We start from the raw sequence: 18493 nt of genomic DNA, 5'->3' as shown, positions 1-18493 counted from the left end.
AGGCGGTGGCCGTGCCCGATCGGATCAACGTGCAACTGGGCGAGACACCAGACGGGGTCCGCTATGTGTCTATGGCCAAGGGGCTGGTGAAGCCTTCGGGCAGCTACAAGCGCACGCCGCGCCGTTATGCCGTCGTGCTGGGGTGCGAAGTCGCCCATGCGGCGAACTTCGTCTATGCTGACGGGCTGCATTTGCAGGAGGAAGGTGCGGCGACGCCGATCGGCATCACCTGCCGCCTCTGCCCACGCCAGAGCTGTGACCAGCGCGCTTTCCCACCCGCGGACCGGCCGATCCATGTCGACCCGGACAATCGCCAGATCGTGCCTTACTGGATCGGATAAGCTATTCCGAAGGCGGCCCGTGCAATTTCGACCATAGGTCCGCCGTCCCCGCTTCCTGTGCCTTCGTCGTGAATTGGGCCGCGATCAGCCAGCCCTTGATCGGGCGCAGCGGTAGGACGGTGGTCAGGATCAGCACCGGCACGCCGACCGCCAGATGCACCCAGATGCCCGGCCGTGCCAATATCTCCAGCATGATGATGAAGACGACGCCGGGTACGCAGGCGAAAAGCTGGACGAAGACGGCCGGGCCGTCGGCCGGATCGGCGAAGCTGTAGTTGAGGCCGCACACTTCGCAATGGTCGCGCACGGTCAGGAAACCGTGGAAGATATGCCCTTCGCCGCAACGCGGGCAACGGCCGAGAGTGCCGGTTTCGTGCGCCGGACGCTTCTGCCATTGGCGGCCGGACTCATCAATCCAATAGGCCTGGCTGTTCTGTTCCATCTCGTCTCCAGTCATCCGCCCCATTTCGTCAAGACCCGGCGCAATTCAACTGCGCCTTTTGTCCCACCCTTGCGCCTTCGCCCAAAGGCTGGCCTTTATGTCCACAAAGCGCTATCGGGCGCGCCAATCAACCTGATCTTATAAGGCAGTCAAATGGGCTTTCGTTGCGGTATCGTCGGTCTTCCCAATGTGGGCAAGTCCACCCTGTTCAATGCGCTGACCGAAACGCAGGCCGCGCAGGCGGCGAATTACCCCTTCTGCACGATCGAGCCGAACGAGGGCCGGGTCGCCGTGCCAGACGAGCGGCTCCAGACCATCGCGAAGATCGGCGGCAGCGCCAAGATCATCGAGACGCAGCTGAGTTTCGTCGACATTGCCGGTCTGGTGCGCGGCGCGTCCAAGGGTGAAGGCCTCGGCAACCAGTTCCTGGCCAATATCCGCGAGACAGACGCGATTGTCCATGTGCTGCGTTGCTTCGAGGATGGCGACATCACCCATGTCGAGGGCAAGGTCGACCCCATCGCCGATGCCGATACGGTCGAGACGGAACTGATGCTGGCAGACCTTGAAAGCCTGGAAAAGCGCGTCCCCAACCTCGCCAAGAAGGCGGCGCAGGGCGACAAGGAGGCCAAGGCCGCCGCGTCCGTGCTGGGACAGGCGCTCGACCTGCTCCGCGACGGAAAGCCCGCGCGTCTGACGGTACCCAAGGATGTCGAGGAAGAACGCCTCTTCGCACAGGCGCAGTTGCTGACGTCCAAGCCCGTCCTCTATGTCTGCAATGTCGAGGAAGAAAGCGCCGCCACCGGCAACGCCCATTCGGCCCGCGTGTTCGAAAAGGCTGCGGCAGAAAATGCCAAGGCGGTGATCGTGTCCGCCGCGATCGAGGCGGAACTCATCACCATGCCGATCGAGGAGCGCGCCGAATATCTGGAAGCGCTGGGCCTGACCGAAGCCGGCCTCGCCCGCATTATCCGCGCAGGTTATGAACTGCTGGGCCTCATCACCTTCTTCACCGTCGGGCCGAAGGAAGCGCGCGCCTGGACCGTGACCAATGGCAGCAAGGCGCCCCAGGCGGCCGGCGCGATCCACACCGATTTCGAGAAGGGCTTCATCCGCGCCGAAACCATGGCCTATGCGGACTATGTCCAGTACAACGGCGAAACCGGTGCCAAGGAAGCGGGTAAGTGGCGTTCCGAAGGCAAGGAATATGTGACGCAGGACGGCGACATCATGCTGTTCCGCTTCAACGTCTGATCGGATCGGCGGGGGACGAGCCGTGCGCCCTCCCCCGCCATGATCTTTCAATGTTCGGCGGGACGCGGTGCGCTTGCCGCCGGCGCATCGACGGTTGGCTCTGCTTCGCTTGGAGCCAATGGCTCATCGGCGACCGTCTCATGCGCGGCCGTTTCTTCCGCTTCGGGCTTGGTCCGGCTGAACTTCGCCTTGATCCAGCGCCAGCCGACGCCGAAGAAAAGGATGATCGGGATCAGCAGCTTCTTGCCGAATGCCAGGATCAGCGCCAGAAAGCCCAGCTTCTTCGCCGCGAGCAGGCCTGCGCCGGCGGCGACCAGACCGCCAATGCCATATTCGGCTACCTTGTCCACATCGGGTACGAAATCGGCATAGCGCGCACCCTGATCGAAGGTGACGGACGCGCCGAACTTCGACGCTGCCGCCTTCACTTCGGGCAAATGCGACATGGTCGAGATCATGTTGAGGCTGAGCACGCCAAAACGCCCCAGCAGCCGCACATCATAGTTAAGCGACCCGTCGCCGCCGCTGCCGAACTGGAGGTTGCGGGCCCAGACCACGCTGTGATGCGCGCGGTCATAAGCAGGGCGTTCCGCCCAGCCGACCAGATGCACCGGCGGATAGCCCGCGTCGGCCCGTTCCTTGTTCCGCTCTTCCTCGCCAGACTTCATGTCGGTCATCAGCGCGTCGAAGTCGGTCGAAGCCGCGTCGTCATCCTTCACATAGCCGCTCTGGTCATAGGTGATGACCGCGCCCCATGCATCGTCGTCGAGGAAGGTCTTGCCCGCCGGGAAGACAAGCCCCAGCACGCCGTCCGCCTGTGCGGCGGGATTGCCCCACGCATCGACGATCACCTCGCGCGCGGCCTTGGCGTCGAGATAATAATAATAATCCTTGCCCAGATGCAGCGTCGCCTTCGCGTCCGGCAGCGCGATATCGCCGGTCTGCGGCTGCTGCCGTTGCAGCATGTCCTTGACCTTTACCTCATAGGCGCGTTGTTCGGCGGTCGGCGCGGACTGCTGCGCCAGCACCGGCCCAGGTGTTGCGCCGAACAGCAGCATGGCGCCGACAGCGCCCCACATATTTCTCATGACTAATCCCCCCTTGGACGGGTAACAATCTAGAAATAAACGGATAGATGGCAATGACTGAAAGACTATTTGCGCGCGCGCCCAGAAAGATCGCCTTCCCGCCCAGCGTCGATGCGCAGACGAGACTGCTGATACTGGGGAGCCTGCCGGGCGACGCGTCGATCAAGCAGGGCGAATATTATGCCCATCGGGGCAATGCCTTCTGGCAGTTGATCGGCGACGTGCTGGGCGAGGATTTGCGCGGGCAACCCTATGCGATGCGACTTAAGCGGTTGCGGGCACGAGGCGTCGGCCTTTGGGACGTGATCGAAAGCGCAGAACGGCCCGGCAGCCTCGACAGCAGCATCAGGGGCGCGGAACTGCGCGACCTTGGGCTGTTCGTTGAGCGGCTTCCGGCGTTGCGGGCGATCGGCTTCAACGGCAAGACCGCAAGCCTGCATGGCCGGCGCCAACTGGGCGAACAGCCGGGGCTGGCGCTTATCGATCTTCCTTCTTCCAGCGGCGCCTTTGCCAGCCTGTCCCGCGAGGCGAAACGCCACGCCTGGAGTGCCTTGCGTGGCCATCTGGAATGAAAGCCTACCAAAACGTCACTTTACCGTCATCACATCGCTGCTAAGCGGCTTTTATCCGAAGAAAATCCGAAGAGTCGCCATGCTGTCCCGTACGCTTGTCCCTGCCTTCCTCGCTATTGGCGCACTGAGCGCCTGCGCCACCGCCACCATCGAGCGCCCCGCGCCGGTTGGGCAGGCGGAACAGCGCGCGCCCGTCACCATCCTTATATCGATCGATGGGTTCCGCGCCGATTATCTCCAGCGCGGCGTGACGCCCAATCTGGCGGTGCTGGCCAGCGGCGGCATAGAGGCGCCGATGCGCCCCTCCTTCCCGACCAAGACCTTCCCCAATCACTGGGCGATCGTCACCGGCGACCGGCCAGACCGCAACGGCATCATCGCGAACAGCATGGAGGATGACAGCCGGCCCGATGAGAAGTTCACCATGGCAAGCGACGATCCTTACTGGTGGAACGATGCCGAGCCGATCTGGGTAACGGCGGAAAAGGCGGGCGTGCGCACGGCGACCATGTTCTGGCCCGGTTCCAACGTGCCGTGGGGCGGCAGCCAGGACAAGGACTGGCCCCGCGCCATCCATGGCGGCACGCGCCCCAGCGACTGGGCGCAGTTCAACCAGCAGATCAGCGGCACCCAGCGTGTCAACATGGTGCTGGACGTGCTGCGACGGCCGGCCGACATCCGTCCGCGCTTCGTGACGCTCTATTTTGATACTGTCGACACTGCGGGCCATGTGAAAGGGCCGGATGCACCGGAAACGACACAGGCCATTGCCGACGTCGACGCGCATATCGGTGATCTGGTGGCGGGACTGAAGGCGATGGGGCAGCCCGCCAATCTCGTGATACTGGCGGACCATGGCATGGCGGCGCGCTCAACCGACCGCATCATCGCGCTCGACACGATCGCGAACCCGGCCGACTATCGCATCGTCGAAAGTGGCCCCTATGCCAGCATCGTCGCCGTGCCGGGCCATGAAAGGAAGCTGGAAGCCGCGCTCCTCAAGCCCGCGGCGCACATGCAATGCTGGCGCAAGGCGGAGATTCCGGCGCGCTTCCACTATGGCACGCATCGGCGCATCCCCCCCTATTTCTGCCTTGGCGAAACCGGCTGGGAAATCCAGGCCAGCATGCCCAAGGGAACGGTGTCGGGCGGCAACCATGGATGGGACGATCGCGCACCGGAAATGCAGGCGCTGTTCATCGCCAAAGGCCCGGCCTTTGCAAAGGGCGCGAAGACGCCGGCTGACGGCTTTGCCAATGTAGACGTCTATCCGCTGCTCGCTCGCCTGATCGGCGTGTCGCCGCGCGCATCGGACGGCGATCCGGCCGCGCTGTCCGGCCTGTTGGCGCGCTGAGGGCACTCTCCCATCCTCTGACCTGTTGCCAGATGTTGACCGCCGCCACCGTCACCCCGCTGGCCGGCGCGCCTGCCATATTCAAGGTGCAAAGCTGGTTCGCCGGCTTTCCCTTCGTGTTCGGCGTGACGTCGGACGATCCCGCACCCGACGGTTTCGTCGTGGATCAGGTGTCGGTGCCCGTCGGCACGATCAGCACTCACGCCAGCCTGAGCGTGCCGCGCGGCCATCCTTCGATCATCATCACCTCACATTGACGTAAACGGAAGGCAGTCCTACATCGTCCGTCACAACAGGAGACGGCTAATGCAGGACGAGATTCTCTATTTCGAGGACATAGTTGTCGGAGACAGTTTTGATTTCGGACCGCTGACCGTCTCGCGGGACGAGACTCTCGCCTTCGCTGCCGAGTTCGATCCGCAACCCTTCCACCTATCGGATGAAGCGGCGGCCAAGACGCATTTCGGCACCATCTCAGCCAGCGGCTGGCACACGACGGCGCTGTTCATGAAGATGTTCGTCGCCGAAATGCAGGCGCATCCGGGCCGTCAGGCCGCCAGCCTGGGTGCGATGGGCGTGGACGAACTGCGCTGGCTGCGGCCGGTGCGGCCCGGCGACACGCTGCGCGGACGGAGCGAGGTAGTCGACAAGAAAGCGTCGCAGAGCCGTCCAGAAATGGGGATCGTCCGCAACAAGGTGACGATCCTCAATCAGGACGACCAGCCGGTCATGACGATGATCCCGATCGCCATGTGGCGGACGCGGCCAACGCCCTCATAGTGGCCCTGCCCCGTGCCGCTCGTTCGGGCTAGGCGGACGGCATCACACCGTTAGGGGATAGCCATGCCGAGTGCCGCTCATCTGATCGCCTTCGCACTCCTATCGCTGGGCATGGTGCTGACGCCGGGACCGAACATGATTTATCTGGTGTCGCGGTCCATCTCTCAAGGGCGCGGCGCGGGCATGATATCGCTGCTGGGCGTGGCCTGCGGCTTTCTTTTCTACATGGTGAGCGCGGCCTTCGGCATCACCGCGCTGCTGATGGCGGTGCCCTTCGCCTATGATGCGCTGCGCATCGGCGGGGCGCTCTACCTGCTCTGGCTGGCGTGGAGCGCGGTGAGGCCGGGTGGGCGATCCCCCTTCCAGGTTCGCGCCCTGCCGCAGGATAGTCCGCGCCGGCTCTTCTCCATGGGGCTGGTGACGAACCTGCTCAATCCCAAGGTCGCGATGATCTATCTGTCGTTGCTGCCGCAGTTCGTCGACCCGGAACGCGGCCATGTGCTGGGCCAGTCGCTGATGCTCGGCGCGACGCAGATCGTCATCAGCCTGTCGGTCAACGCAATAATCGCCTGCCTCGCCGGATCAATCGCCGGATTCCTCTACGGCCGCCCGCGTTGGCTCACGGTCCAGCGCTGGTTCATGGGGACGGTGCTGGGCGGGCTGGCTGTGCGAATGGCGGTAGAGCGATAGGACTATTTCCGCCCGAACAGCTTCTCGATATCGCCATGGCCGAGCTTCACCCAGGTCGGGCGCCCGTGGTTGCACTGGCCGGAGCGCGGCGTGACCTCCATTTCGCGGAGTAGCGCGTTCATTTCCGCGACGCTCAGAACGCGACCAGCACGGACCGATCCGTGGCAAGCCATGGTCGCGGCGACGAGGTCCAGCCTTTCCTTCAGTGACAAAGCGCTGTCATAGGCGGCGAGATCGTCGGCAAGGTCCGTCACCATGCCCTGCACGTCAGATTGGCCGAGCATGGCCGGGACCGCGCGAACCAGCATGGCTGACGGTCCGAACCGCTCCAAGTCAAGGCCGAAATCCTTGAGTTCTGCCGTCCGCACCTCCAGCCGATCGCAGGCGGGTTCGTCCAATTCCACGACTTCGGGCAGCAGGAGAGCCTGACTGGCGACGCCCTGCCCCTCCATCGCACGGCGCATCCGTTCGAGCGTCAACCGCTCATGCGCGGCATGTTGGTCGACGATGACGAGACCGTCCTCCGCCTCCGCGACGATGTAGGTGCGCGCCACCTGCCCGCGCGCGACGCCGAGCGGGAAGCTGTGGCCTTCGGGCGCAGGCGCGGCGGCGGGTTCGGCACGGGCCTGCGGCGGAGGCGTCTGGAAGGACGGTCGGCGATCCGCGAAGGAGGATTGCACGAACTGGTTGTAGCTGACCGGAGCAGGCCCGGCCGCCGCTTCGAAGATCGGCAGGGTGCTGATCGGGGTCGGGGAGATCGGCTCCGGCTTCCAGGCGGACAGACCGGCCGGATCGGCATGCTGGACGGCGCGGAACCCTTCGGCATCGAGCGCTCGGCGCAGGCCGGACACGATCATGCCGCGGATCAGCGCGGGGTCGCGAAAGCGGACTTCGGTCTTGGCGGGATGGACGTTGACATCCACCTCCAGCGGCGGAACGTCGAGGAACAGTGCCACAACCGGATGCCGATCGCGCGCCAGCATGTCGGCATAGGCGCCACGCAGCGCGCCGATCAGCAGCCGGTCCTTCACCGGACGGCCATTGACGAACAGATATTGATGATCGCCAACGCCCCGATTGTAGGTCGGGAGCGACGCGACACCCGACAGTTGCACACCGTCGCGCTCGAGGCTCACGATCACATGATTGTCGGCCAGTTGGCGGTCGGTGAGAGCAGCGACCCGATCCTCCCGCGCGTCATTTTCCTGCACACCGAGCACCCGGCGCCCGTCATGCTCGACCGAGAAGGCGACGGAGGGATGCGCCATGGCAAGCCGGCGGACGATGTCGAGACAGGCGGCATATTCGGCCTTGGGCGAGCGCAGGAATTTGCGCCGCGCAGGCACCTTGCCGAACAATTGTTCGACGGTGACGCGCGTGCCCGGCGGCAAGGCCGCCGGTCCCTCAGACACCAGCCGGCCGTTATCGACCGTGCGGTTCCAGCCGTCGCTGCCGCGCGTACGGCTGTCGATCGACAGGCGGGCGACGCTGGCGATCGACGGCAACGCTTCACCGCGGAAACCCAAAGTGGCCACATTTTCAATAGCATCGTCGGGCAGTTTGGACGTGGCATGTCGTTCCAGCGCCAGCGCCATATCGGCCGAATCCATGCCGCAGCCATCGTCGCTGACCTCGACCCGATCGAGCCCGCCATTGGACAATCGAACGGCAACGCGAGTCGCGCCGGCGTCCAAAGCGTTTTCAACGATTTCCTTGAGCGCGCTGGCGGGTCTTTCGACCACTTCGCCGGCAGCGATACGATTGACCAGATGTTCGGGTAGACGGCGTATTGACATTGATTAGTGACTAGCCCAAGCGAGCGCTTTCCGCGAGCCGCGAACCTCAAATTTTTTGCACTGCAAGGCGCAAGGAAGCTGAGAGGAACGGACCAGCGAACCGAAATCCGACCGAACCCCTTAACGCGTCGCGGGGACGGCGGGCGAAACAGGATAAGGCATGTCGATCTTCTCGCGTCTCTTGAAATTCTCCTCTCAGGATATGGCTATCGACCTCGGCACCGCCAATACGGTGGTCTATGTGCGCGGCCGCGGCATCGTTCTGAACGAGCCTTCGGTGGTTGCGGTGGAGACGCTGAACGGCGTCAAGCGGGTCAAGGCAGTCGGTGAAGACGCCAAGCTGATGATGGGCAAGACGCCGGATTCGATCGAGGCGATCCGCCCGCTGCGCGACGGCGTCATCGCCGACATCGATGTCGCGGAGCAGATGATCAAGCACTTCATCACCAAGGTGCATGGCGGCAAGCACAGCCCCTGGCGCGCGCCGGAAATCGTGATCTGCGTGCCGTCGGGTTCGACCAGCGTCGAGCGCCGTGCCATCCGCGACGCCGCCAGCAACGCCGGCGCTTCGCAGGTCTTCCTGATCGAGGAACCGATGGCCGCCGCGATAGGCGCCGACATGCCCGTGACCGAGCCGATCGGTTCGATGGTCGTCGATATTGGCGGCGGCACGACCGAAGTCGCGGTCCTCTCGCTCCGTGGCCTGGCCTACACTACCTCCGTCCGCGTCGGCGGCGACAAGATGGACGAGGCGATCGTGTCCTTCGTCCGTCGCCATCATAATCTCCTGATCGGTGAGGCCACCGCCGAACGCATCAAGAAGCAGTTCGGCGTCGCCCAGCCGCCCGAAGATGGCGTGGGCGAGACGATCCACATCAAGGGTCGCGACCTGGTGAATGGCGTTCCCAAGGAAATCTCGATCAATCAGGGCCAGATCGCCGACGCACTGGCCGAGCCGATCAGCACCATCGTCGAAGGCGTTCGCATCGCGCTGGAAAACACCGCGCCCGAACTGGCGGCCGACATCGTGGACCAGGGCATCGTCCTGACCGGCGGTGGAGCGCTGCTCAAGGGGTTGGACGACGAACTGCGCGATGAGACCGGCCTGCCCGTAACCATCGCCGAAGATCCGCTCACCTGCGTCGCGATCGGCACCGGCCGCGCGATGGAAGATCCGATCTTCCGGGGCGTGCTGCAAACCGCCTGAGCGGAAGGAATGAGTGATGGCGCGGCCACCCAGCCGACGCCCCGGCATCAACCGGAAGGCGCAATATAGCCTCTTCGCCAGCTATGTGGTGGCGGTTGCCGGAGCGGCGGCCGGCCTGCTGCTCGTCGTGGTCGCGATTTTCGACCCGACCGGCTTTGCCGGGCTGCGCACTGCCACGGCCGAATTGACGCGTCCAGTGTCGAGCGGCCTCAAGAATATGGTGAGCGGCGTCAACTCGGTGGACGAGGTGCTCGCTTCCTACTGGCGCGCCGGATCGCAGAATGTTGCGCTCCGCCGCCAGGTCGAGGCCGATCGCAACCGCATCATCGAGGCGAAGGCGGTCAAGCAGGAAAATGCGCGGCTCAAGAAACTGCTGCGGCTGGTCGACGAGGATCAGAGCGACCTGCTGACCGCGCGCCTGATCAGTTCCTCTTCCTCCAGCGCGCGCCGGTTTGCGCGTCTGAATGCCGGACGCTGGCAGGGCGTGCGGCCGGGCATGCCGGTGCGCGCCGCCGAGGGGCTGATCGGTCGCGTTCACAGTACGACACCCAATACCGCCGAAGTGCTGCTGCTGACCGATACCGGAAACATCGTACCGGTCCGCCGCGCCAATGACAGCGTGCCGGCCATCTCGACCGGCGCGGGAGACGGATCGCTGGAAATTCGCGCCCTGTCCGCCGGCCGCAACCCGTTCAAACCCGGCGACCTGCTGGTGACGTCGGGGATTGGCGGCATCTATCAGCCCAATATCCCGGTCGCGGTCGTGGTGCGGGTCGAGGGCGAAATTGCCTGGGGCTTCCCCCTCGCCAACCCCTCGCGCGTCGATGCCGTGGTGGTCGAGCGCGCTTTCGAGGAAGTGGTGACGCGCGGCGACCCGGCAGAGGCTGTGCCGCAGGAGGCTGCGAATGCCAGCAACGCGAGCGCGCCGTGATCGACCCGCATCTGCTGCATGTGCCCCGCCTGGGGCGGCATCCTGGCCGTTTCCGGCTGTCTGGCACGCCGGTCATCACCGTGCTGCTGGGATCGCTGGCCAGCGTGGTGCCGCTGATCGCCCAGTCGCCGGTCATGCCGACTTTCGGCTTGCTGCTGCTGCTGTCGTGGCGGTTGCTGCGGCCCGAACTGTGGCGCGCCTGGATCGGCCTGCCGCTCGGCCTGTTCGACGACATGGTGAGCGGCCAGCCGCTCGGTTCCGCCATGTTTCTCTGGACCGTCGCGCTGATCGGCATTGACTATGTCGAACATCGCATGGTGTGGCGCAGCTACAAGCAGGACTGGCTAATCGCCTCCATCGCCATTATCTTCTGCATAATAGGGGGTGTATTCTTCGCGCGGGTCACGGGCGGAGGCGAAATTAGGTTGTCGTTGGTCGCGCCGCAGATGCTCTGGACGGTCCTGCTCTTTCCCTTCATCGTCCGGCAGTGCGCCCGGATCGATCGCTGGCGCGTGATGGCATGACGTTCATAAATTCGAAGCGCAAGATCGTCACCGAAGCCACCCAGACCTTCACCTTCTCGCGCCGGGCCATGGTGGTGGGCGGGTTGCAGGGCGCGATCGGGGCATTGCTGGTCGGCCGCATGGCCTGGATCAGCGTGGCCGAGAATCAGAAATACAGCCTCCTTTCAGAAAGCAATCGTGTCAACCTGACGCTCATTCCGCCGCGCAGGGGCTGGATCCTCGATCGACATGGCAAGCCGTTGGCCAACAACCGCACCGATTTCCGGGTCGACCTGATCCCGCAGCGCGTGGTCGATGGCGAGGCGACGATCCGCCACCTCACCCAGTTGCTGAGCCTGGAGCCGGACGATGTCGATCGCATCCGCGAGGAACTAGACAAGTCGGCGGGCTTCCGCCCGGTGCAGGTCGCCGACAAACTGACCTACGACCAATATGCCGCGATCAGCGTACGGCTGCCCGATCTGCCCGGCGTCGCGCCGAGCCAGGGCTTTTCGCGTTTCTATCCGGCGGGTGCCACGGTCGGCCATCTGCTGGGCTATGTGGGGCCCGCATCGGCCGAGGAATATAAGGCGCGGAAAGACCCGCTGCTGATCACACCGGGGTTCAAGGTCGGCAAGGATGGCCTTGAAAAGGCGTTCGATCGCCATCTGACCGGCAAGCCTGGGGCCAAGCGCGTAGAAGTCACTGCGCGCGGCAAGATCGTGCGCGAACTCACCACGCGGCCCGATACACCGGGACGGCAGGTGCGCCTGACGATCGATGCGGGGCTTCAGGAATATGCCGGCCGCCGCCTCGCGACGCAGAGCGGTTCTGTGGTCGTGATCGACTGCGCCAATGGTGACGTGCTCGCCATGGCGTCCATGCCCAGCTACGATCCCAACAGCTTTTCCGATGGCATCAGCCATCTGGAATATGAGATGCTGTCGAAGGACGATCATGTCCCGCTGCGCAACAAGACGTTGCAGGGGCTGTATCCGCCCGGATCGACGGTCAAGCCGATGGTGGGCCTGGCATTGCTGGAAGCCGGTGTCGGGCCGCACGAAACGATCAACTGCCCCGGCGCGATCCGGGTCGGCAACACGCTGTTCCACTGCCACAAGCGGCGGGGCCACGGCTCGCTGAATCTGCGCGGCGCGATCGCGCAGAGTTGCGACATCTATTTCTACCAGATGGCGCAGCGCATCGGCATGGACCGCATAGCCAGCATGGCGCGGCGTGTCGGTATGGGCCAGCGCTTCGATCTGCCCTTCCCCAGCCAGAGCTATGGCACCGTGCCGGACCCGGCGTGGAAGGAACGGAAATATAACCAGTCTTGGCAGGTTTATGACACGGTAAACGCCACCATCGGTCAGGGCTATATGCTCATCAATCCGCTTCAGATGGCAGTGATGGCGGCGCGGCTGGCGACCGGCAAGCAGTTGATGCCCAACTTCCTGCTGGGTGCGCAGCGCCCGGCACCAGCGCCCGTCGGTGTGAGCGAGGAGCATCTGGCCGTCATCCGCGACGCAATGAGCGCGGTGGTGAATGGCGGTGGCACCGGCGGCGCAGCGCGGATGAGCGTGCCGGGCGTGCTGATCGCTGGCAAGACCGGTACGGCGCAGGTGCGGCGTATCACCATGGCGGAACGTGCGGGCGGCGTGCGCGGCAATGCCTCACTTGCCTTCAAGCTGCGCGATCACGCCCTGTTCCAGGGTTTCGCGCCGTTCGACAATCCGCGCTATGCTGTCGCCTGCATCATCGAACATGGCGGCCACATGATCCGTAACGAGGACGCGCCGATGATCGCCAGCGACACCATGTCCTTTCTGTTCGAACCGGAAAAGGCGATGGAGAAGCTGGTGACGCTGGAAAAGGGTTGGGGCGGCCCGCCCGCGGAGCGACAGGCACGGCAAATGGCAGCCTTCCGCCTGGCCAAGGCAATCGAGAAGGGGCAGGTGTTGCCGCCCGTCGTCGACAATGCGTCCAATGCCGCAGCCGTCAATACTTCGGCGCGCGCGGCTCCCGAAGACGTTAACGACGCCCCACCGCCTCCGGGCAGCAACGCGACGGGCGCGCCATGAGCATCGTTCCTCAATCTCTGACTCAATTTCCGTGGCGCGTACTGCTGCTGCTGCTGGCTATCGCAACCTTTGGAACATTGGTGCTCTACAGTGCGGCGGGCGGGAGCATCTTCCCCTGGGCGATCAATCAAGGCGTTCGGTTCTGCATCTTTTCTGGGATGGCGCTGGTCCTCAGCCGCGTGCCGCTGGAAATCTTCAACCGCTTCGCCTTTCCGGCCTATGGCGCGGTATTGGTCGCGCTGGTGCTGGTCGAACTGATCGGCGGCGTCGCGGGCGGCAGCCAGCGCTGGATCAACCTTGGCTTCATGCAGTTGCAGCCATCGGAATTCATGAAGCCGATCATCGTGCTGGCCGTCGCCAAATTCTACGCGATGCTGCCGGTGGGCGAGATACGCCGCTGGAACGCGATCTGGCCAGCGCTGGTGTTGATCGGCTTCCCCTGGGCGCTGGTGCTGGTGCAGCCTGATCTTGGCACCGCGACCATGATCATGGCTGGCGGCATAACCGTCATGTTCCTCGCGGGCCTGCCGCTCCGCCTCTTTATAGGGTCGGGGCTTGCTGTGGCGGCGATCATCCCGATCGCCTTCAGTTTCCTGCACGACTATCAGAAGAATCGCGTCCTCATCTTCATGGACCCGGAAAGCGATCCGCTGGGCGCAGGCTATCATATCAGCCAGTCCAAGATCGCGATCGGATCTGGCGGCCTGTGGGGCAAGGGCTTCCTGCAAGGAACGCAGAGTCATCTCGACTATCTGCCCGAAGGCCATACCGACTTCGTCTTCGCGACCATGGCGGAGGAATGGGGGCTGCTGGGCGGAACGCTGCTGATCGTTGCCTTCCTGCTGCTGTTCCGCTGGGGCATTCGCGTGTCGATGCGCACGCCGGACAAGTTTGCGCGGCTGACGGCGGCGGGGCTGACCACCACCATCTTCTTCTATGTCGCGATCAACCTGATGATGGTGATGGGTCTGGCGCCGGTGGTGGGCATCCCCCTGCCCTTCATGTCCTATGGCGGATCGTCGATGCTGACCGTCATGCTATGTGTTGGCATCATCATGTCGATCGACCGGTCGACCAAGCGCAGAGCAAACCCCGGAAACTGGGCCTGATCCGGCTTCCTGTGAAAAAATTACGTAACAAAGCAATTTAGTGTTTGCAGAATCGCGGGCGACTGCTAACAGCCCGCCCACGCCGGAGCGACACCCTACAGGGTCGAGCGGAAAGCCCAGCGTGGACGCATAGCTCAGTTGGTAGAGCAGCTGACTCTTAATCAGCGGGTCCTTGGTTCGAGCCCAAGTGCGTCCACCAAAATCTCAATATAATGAACGACTTACCCCTGCGGGGCCGGATAGCGAAGGCGGTTCTGTGGATATTGGTCCGCTGTGGGCCACGCTGTGGGCCACAAATTTGTGAGATTGAATGAGACGCAAGGTGCCCTCCAAGCGGGCAACTCAACCAGATCGTCAAAACCAGAAAGGGACGGCCGCGTTGGACGTCACTGATCGGAAAGAGCTTCTCTGTCCAACGCATGGAGGCGTTCGGGCATCCCAAGCAACTTCAGTGCAGCAGATGCAATCGCTTCTGCTATGGTCGGGTAAGTCTCAACTGAACTCATCGCGGGTCCACCCATAAAGGTGACTGTCGCCTGATAGCCATTGCCCTTGGGCGTTGCCGACAAGGTAACCGACATCATGACATACATCTCCTATCGTCAGACTCCCGATGATAGCAGTTGGTTTGGATTCGATCCGATTGATCGACCTGACGTCGACTTGTACAAAGCTCAACGAAGGCAGCTGCTCTCCGCAGAGATTTGGGCTCGCCGTCGGGCGATCCTCATCTCATTCGCTCCTGCGTGCCTGACTTGTCGTTATCCCATACGGCAATGATGGGCACCAACACCCGAAATCCCGCGCAGGAGCGACTGCATCAATCTCCGGTACCAGGCATATTCGGTCCGGCGGCTGCCGCGCTAGACGCGCGAGGCATGATTTTGAGAAGTCTCGCCACATCCCGCGCATAAGCGGTTTGCCGCCATCTGGTGGGGCTATGGTAAATGCCGATCGACTGCCAATAGTCTTTGGATTGCGCGAGCGCTGAAAGAAATATCCATTTGGCCGTCCCCACATTGAAGCAAGGATCATGCGTCAGCCAGGTCCGGACAGATATGGCATCGCGATCGATAAGCATCGCGATCCTCGGCACCCACCAGTCATTCACCTGCATAGGGCCAAGGTCGAAGCTGCCATTGCTGTTGCGAACCTGCGCCCCAATCCAGCCGCCCTCTTTCTGTCTCAGCGCTAGGAGGGTGCGCGCGAGCCACCCACGACCCTGAGAATGGTGATGGATACATTGGCGGACCAACAACTCCTGGGCTTCGGTTGATGGGCGCCTGGATATTCTCGCGTCTGCCGGAACTTCAATGATCGCGACTAGGACGAGGGGCAGCACCGCAATGCACGCTGACGCTTTCAAGCTCTGGGTGATCATCGTTCCAGACCCTTACGTGGCTGACGCACAGGTTCGTGATGTTTGGTGGCCGATCGCTCATCCGCCTGCTCGGGCCGACCTTTCAGCAGTGCTTGAGACAGCCGGGTGAGAGTCTCCATGGCCTGGCGGGCGGCGGCGGCGGGCCCCGTTTCGATCCGCCGCGCTGAGCGATCGAGTGCGCGGGCACGCCGTCCCTCTGCCCATAACGCCCGGGCATCTTCGATATACGGACCAAGTCGGGCTTTGAGGGCATCGGACTTCCGGCTGTCCAGCTGTCCCAAGGCCTCGAGGGCCGAGGACTTCTCGCCGGAGCGACGCTCGAGCTTGTCCGTTAGTCGCTTTGCATCTTCGGTCCAGAGCTTGACCCCGAACCGAGCGCGCGTGATCGCCGTGTAGAAGTTCTGGCCGTTCACAAGAGGCGAAGCGACCGGCGCCAGGACATAGACGCGGGCATAGGTCTTGGATTGCGAGGAAAATACGGTTTCGGCATAGCCATGATCCCACGTCTTGAACCGTGAGAGATCGACCTCGCGCACCTCGCCGGTCCGATCCCATCGGATGGCGGCAACCGAACCATGCAACTGCTCGACGGTGCCGCGTTCGGCGTTCTTGAGATCCAGCGCCTTGGTCGCAAGGCGCCACTGGATGCGATCACCCTGGGCAAGGTCGCGTTGTTCGCTGTTAAAGACATTCACCTGTGTCGCGCGGGTCAGTCGAGGGTCCCAACGGATCTGCCTGCCCTGCTCGTCCACAAGTCGCACGATGGGACGGCCGTTGGGTTCCCGCCCTACCCCCACGACCCGATACTCGGCCTCGCGCGTGACGCCCAAGCGATGGTCGTCCCGGCTGAACATCACCGTCTGGCCGCCTGAATAAAAGCGCGCCATCTTCCTTTGCTCGACCGACATCCGGGCCGGCGTCAGGACCTGCAACCGACTGTCCTGTGCCGCAATCCCGCCCTCGGCACGAAGGGCCTGTCTGATCTGGTCGTTCACGACCAGGCGCGTGGCGTTGTCGAGAACAAGGATGTTGGTCGAGCCGCGATTCGCCGGTTTCAGACGAACCCATTGCGAAACAAGGTCTCCGGCGAGGGCATCAGCGGTCATGTCCGTCACGACCTTGTCGAGACGATCAATCGCGCCAGCATAATCTCCAAGCCGGGCCCGCATCACAGCCTCTCTCATGAGGGAGGACTGCTGGCGCACAGGTACGGTGAGCTCTGCCTTGGGGAGCCCCAGCCTCTGGAGAAGCCAGAACGCCTTGCCTTGCTCGATGGCGCCGGTCTGCTTGTTATCGCCCAGAAGGAGGATGCGTGCGCCGGTATCGCGGCTGATCTCAAGGAGCCTTAGTGCCTGACGGTTACCCACCTGCCCCGCCTCATCAAGGACGAGCAGATCATTGCCGTTGAGCCTCTGACCGCCGGACGCCAAGAGACTGGCAACCGTCCGCGAGGATATCCCTGCTTTCTCTCCCAGCTCGGCCGCCGCCGAAGAGGTCGGCGCGATTGCCTGGATCCTGGTCTGCGGATCTAGTGATGCCGCCAGCACGCGCACCAGGGTGGACTTCCCCGAGCCGGCGACGCCGTGGATACCAAGCAGCCGATCTCGGGAACCTGCGAGCAGCGCGAGCGCCTGTTCCTGGGGCGGTGTAAGGCCCGCCCCCTCAAGAGCGAGCAGCAGGCGATCGCTGGACGCCAGGCGCGGCGCATCGTCGATAGCAAGGGCCAGGTGATTTGAGAGGGCGAGTTCGAGTCGCACAGTCCTGCGGCTGGTCCTTGCGCGGGTAAGGATCGCGTCCCCGCTCTGATGGCGCCCTGCAAGGAGCTTTCCCCTCGCCTCATGCTCCTGGATATATGGCCGAAGGTCGCTGAGCCTAACCTCACCGACATGGGCGGCGAGTCCCGATCGGATGATCTGGCCCTGATTGTTGACTGCCTCGCCCGTCTCACTGTGCCGCAACCCAAACAGCGCGGCCCGGATCGCGAGTGCCGGCTCGACGGCAAATACCGCTCGCTCGCCATATCCAGCGGATTGGCGAAGCTGGGTGAGGGACGCTAGCTCTTTCCCGGCCCGTTCCCGCCATTGGGCATGCAAATCATCCAGGCCGATCTTTTCCTTGGGGCCGCGGGTCTGGTAAAAGGACCGTACCCTCGCCGCCTGGCCGGCATGGCCATGTTCGGTGGCATGTTGGTTGATCTGTTCGGCGCGCTGCGACATCCGCTGGATCAGCTTTTGAGGGACGTCCTTGATCTCGAACAACCCGCGCTGCGGATCAGCATCGATCTCATATCCCAGTTCGCGAAGGCCATGGGCCAGGGCATTGCGGTATACCTGGCCCGCTACCATCTGCTCGGCGAACATGGCCCGCGTCTCAAGGCTTGTCATCTGCGCGCCATCGGCTCGGTTGGTGATGTTCATCACGACGACATGGGTGTGAAGATGCGGATCAAGCTCGCGGCTGGCATGTTCGGTGAAGCGCGCGAAGAGAAGGCGGCCGGTCGTCTCATGGGCGATCCCGCCCTCTTTGCGATACCGAAACGCGGCATGTTCCTCAAGCCAGCCAAGTGCTGAGCCAACGGCCTGCTCGTGAAGGTCGAGCGCCCGTTCGTCCTTGCCGACAAGCGCCATGATTGACACCGACTTTGGCGCGTTGACGGCGAAGTCCCACCCCGGATGATGGTCGACTGAGCCATCCGCCCTGTGTCGACCCAGCATCTGGCCAGCGACACTGCCGGCGAGGAGTTCCTTGAACCGCTGGGGATCGACCTGCCCTTGCAAGCCCAGCTCGCGGGCGATCAGGCCACCCCACTCGCTCGGTTCTCCCTCACTGTTGATTGCCGTTGAGAAGTGACCCGGGGAGGCCAGTAATTTCCACTGAGAAGTGACCCATGTTTGAACACGTCCCTGGCTTTGGCGAGCGGGGGACCATGGAGTGTTGGACATGGCATTATTGAGCGTCATCAGG

Annotated in this window: 18 protein-coding genes and 1 tRNA gene; 13 read left to right on the top strand and 6 right to left on the bottom strand. The window is 63.5% G+C overall.

Annotated features, from left to right (window positions below; genetic code table 11):
* Positions 1 to 341, top strand: a 341-nt coding sequence (locus tag VMR39_RS12225; RefSeq protein ID WP_325416254.1) for a short-chain fatty acyl-CoA regulator family protein, incomplete at its 5' end; no start/stop codon positions are given.
* 1 nt (position 342) lies between these two features.
* On the opposite strand, the gene VMR39_RS12220 is transcribed toward VMR39_RS12225, so the two are convergent.
* Positions 343 to 783, bottom strand: a complete 441-nt coding sequence (locus tag VMR39_RS12220) for a DUF983 domain-containing protein (protein WP_325416253.1) — start codon at positions 781 to 783, stop codon at positions 343 to 345.
* A gap of 153 nt (positions 784 to 936) precedes the next feature.
* On the opposite strand from VMR39_RS12220, the gene ychF reads away from it, so the two are divergent.
* Positions 937 to 2037: a redox-regulated ATPase YchF gene (gene ychF / locus VMR39_RS12215; RefSeq protein ID WP_325416251.1), complete on the top strand. Its 1101-nt coding sequence runs from the start codon at positions 937 to 939 to the stop codon at positions 2035 to 2037.
* A 47-nt stretch (positions 2038 to 2084) separates the two neighbouring features.
* On the opposite strand, the gene VMR39_RS12210 is transcribed toward ychF, so the two are convergent.
* Positions 2085 to 3125 (bottom strand): DUF2167 domain-containing protein, encoded by a 1041-nt coding sequence (locus tag VMR39_RS12210; RefSeq protein WP_325416250.1) that lies wholly within the window; start codon positions 3123 to 3125, stop codon positions 2085 to 2087.
* Between the two features lie 53 nt (positions 3126 to 3178).
* Between VMR39_RS12210 and VMR39_RS12205 the strand changes: the two genes are divergently transcribed.
* From VMR39_RS12205 to VMR39_RS12185, 5 genes are all read left to right on the top strand, one after another.
* Positions 3179 to 3697 (top strand): DNA-deoxyinosine glycosylase, encoded by a 519-nt coding sequence (locus tag VMR39_RS12205; protein ID WP_325416249.1) that lies wholly within the window; start codon positions 3179 to 3181, stop codon positions 3695 to 3697.
* 79 nt (positions 3698 to 3776) lie between these two features.
* On the top strand, positions 3777 to 5051 hold the full coding sequence (locus VMR39_RS12200; protein ID WP_325416248.1) for an alkaline phosphatase family protein: 1275 nt from the start codon (positions 3777 to 3779) through the stop codon (positions 5049 to 5051).
* Between the two features lie 32 nt (positions 5052 to 5083).
* Complete coding sequence (locus VMR39_RS12195; RefSeq protein ID WP_325416247.1) at positions 5084 to 5308, top strand: hypothetical protein; 225 nt, start codon at positions 5084 to 5086, stop codon at positions 5306 to 5308.
* Positions 5309 to 5357: 49 nt separating this feature from the next.
* The gene (locus VMR39_RS12190; protein WP_325416246.1) at positions 5358 to 5831 is read left to right on the top strand and encodes a MaoC family dehydratase; all 474 of its coding nucleotides are present in this window, start codon (positions 5358 to 5360) and stop codon (positions 5829 to 5831) included.
* Between the two features lie 63 nt (positions 5832 to 5894).
* Positions 5895 to 6521, top strand: coding sequence for a LysE family translocator (locus VMR39_RS12185; protein ID WP_325416245.1), 627 nt, complete (start codon positions 5895 to 5897; stop codon positions 6519 to 6521).
* Between the two features lie 2 nt (positions 6522 to 6523).
* On the opposite strand, the gene mutL is transcribed toward VMR39_RS12185, so the two are convergent.
* Positions 6524 to 8317 (bottom strand): DNA mismatch repair endonuclease MutL, encoded by a 1794-nt coding sequence (mutL, locus tag VMR39_RS12180; RefSeq protein ID WP_325416243.1) that lies wholly within the window; start codon positions 8315 to 8317, stop codon positions 6524 to 6526.
* A gap of 160 nt (positions 8318 to 8477) precedes the next feature.
* On the opposite strand from mutL, the gene VMR39_RS12175 reads away from it, so the two are divergent.
* The 6 genes from VMR39_RS12175 (at position 8478) to VMR39_RS12150 (ending at position 14347) form a co-directional block, all read left to right on the top strand.
* Complete coding sequence (locus tag VMR39_RS12175) at positions 8478 to 9524, top strand: rod shape-determining protein (protein ID WP_009821586.1); 1047 nt, start codon at positions 8478 to 8480, stop codon at positions 9522 to 9524.
* Positions 9525 to 9540: 16 nt separating this feature from the next.
* Positions 9541 to 10455, top strand: coding sequence for a rod shape-determining protein MreC (mreC, locus tag VMR39_RS12170; protein ID WP_325416242.1), 915 nt, complete (start codon positions 9541 to 9543; stop codon positions 10453 to 10455).
* Positions 10452 to 10979 carry a rod shape-determining protein MreD gene (gene mreD / locus VMR39_RS12165; protein WP_325416241.1) on the top strand — a complete coding sequence of 176 codons (528 nt, stop codon included), beginning with the start codon at positions 10452 to 10454 and terminating at the stop codon, positions 10977 to 10979. The genes mreC and mreD overlap by 4 nt, the downstream gene beginning before the upstream one ends.
* Positions 10976 to 13039 carry a penicillin-binding protein 2 gene (mrdA, locus tag VMR39_RS12160; RefSeq protein WP_325416240.1) on the top strand — a complete coding sequence of 688 codons (2064 nt, stop codon included), beginning with the start codon at positions 10976 to 10978 and terminating at the stop codon, positions 13037 to 13039. Before mreD ends, mrdA begins: the two co-directional genes overlap by 4 nt.
* A complete protein-coding gene (gene rodA / locus VMR39_RS12155; RefSeq protein WP_325416238.1) occupies positions 13036 to 14148 on the top strand; it encodes a rod shape-determining protein RodA in 1113 nt (370 codons plus the stop codon). The genes mrdA and rodA overlap by 4 nt, the downstream gene beginning before the upstream one ends.
* A 123-nt stretch (positions 14149 to 14271) precedes the next feature.
* Positions 14272 to 14347, top strand: a tRNA-Lys gene (locus tag VMR39_RS12150).
* Between the two features lie 187 nt (positions 14348 to 14534).
* Here the strand turns inward: VMR39_RS12150 and VMR39_RS12145 are convergent.
* The 3 genes from VMR39_RS12145 to mobF form a co-directional block, all read right to left on the bottom strand.
* On the bottom strand, positions 14535 to 14732 hold the full coding sequence (locus VMR39_RS12145; protein ID WP_325416237.1) for a hypothetical protein: 198 nt from the start codon (positions 14730 to 14732) through the stop codon (positions 14535 to 14537).
* 236 nt (positions 14733 to 14968) lie between these two features.
* Positions 14969 to 15529 carry a lytic transglycosylase domain-containing protein gene (locus tag VMR39_RS12140; RefSeq protein WP_325416236.1) on the bottom strand — a complete coding sequence of 187 codons (561 nt, stop codon included), beginning with the start codon at positions 15527 to 15529 and terminating at the stop codon, positions 14969 to 14971.
* Positions 15526 to 18489: a MobF family relaxase gene (gene mobF / locus VMR39_RS12135; RefSeq protein WP_325416255.1), complete on the bottom strand. Its 2964-nt coding sequence runs from the start codon at positions 18487 to 18489 to the stop codon at positions 15526 to 15528. The genes VMR39_RS12140 and mobF overlap by 4 nt, the downstream gene beginning before the upstream one ends.
* Positions 18490 to 18493 lie beyond the last annotated feature (4 nt).

Source organism: Sphingobium sp., from assembly GCF_035511395.1.
Lineage (GTDB): Bacteria > Pseudomonadota > Alphaproteobacteria > Sphingomonadales > Sphingomonadaceae > Sphingobium.
This window is presented reverse-complemented; position numbering and strand designations above follow the sequence as displayed.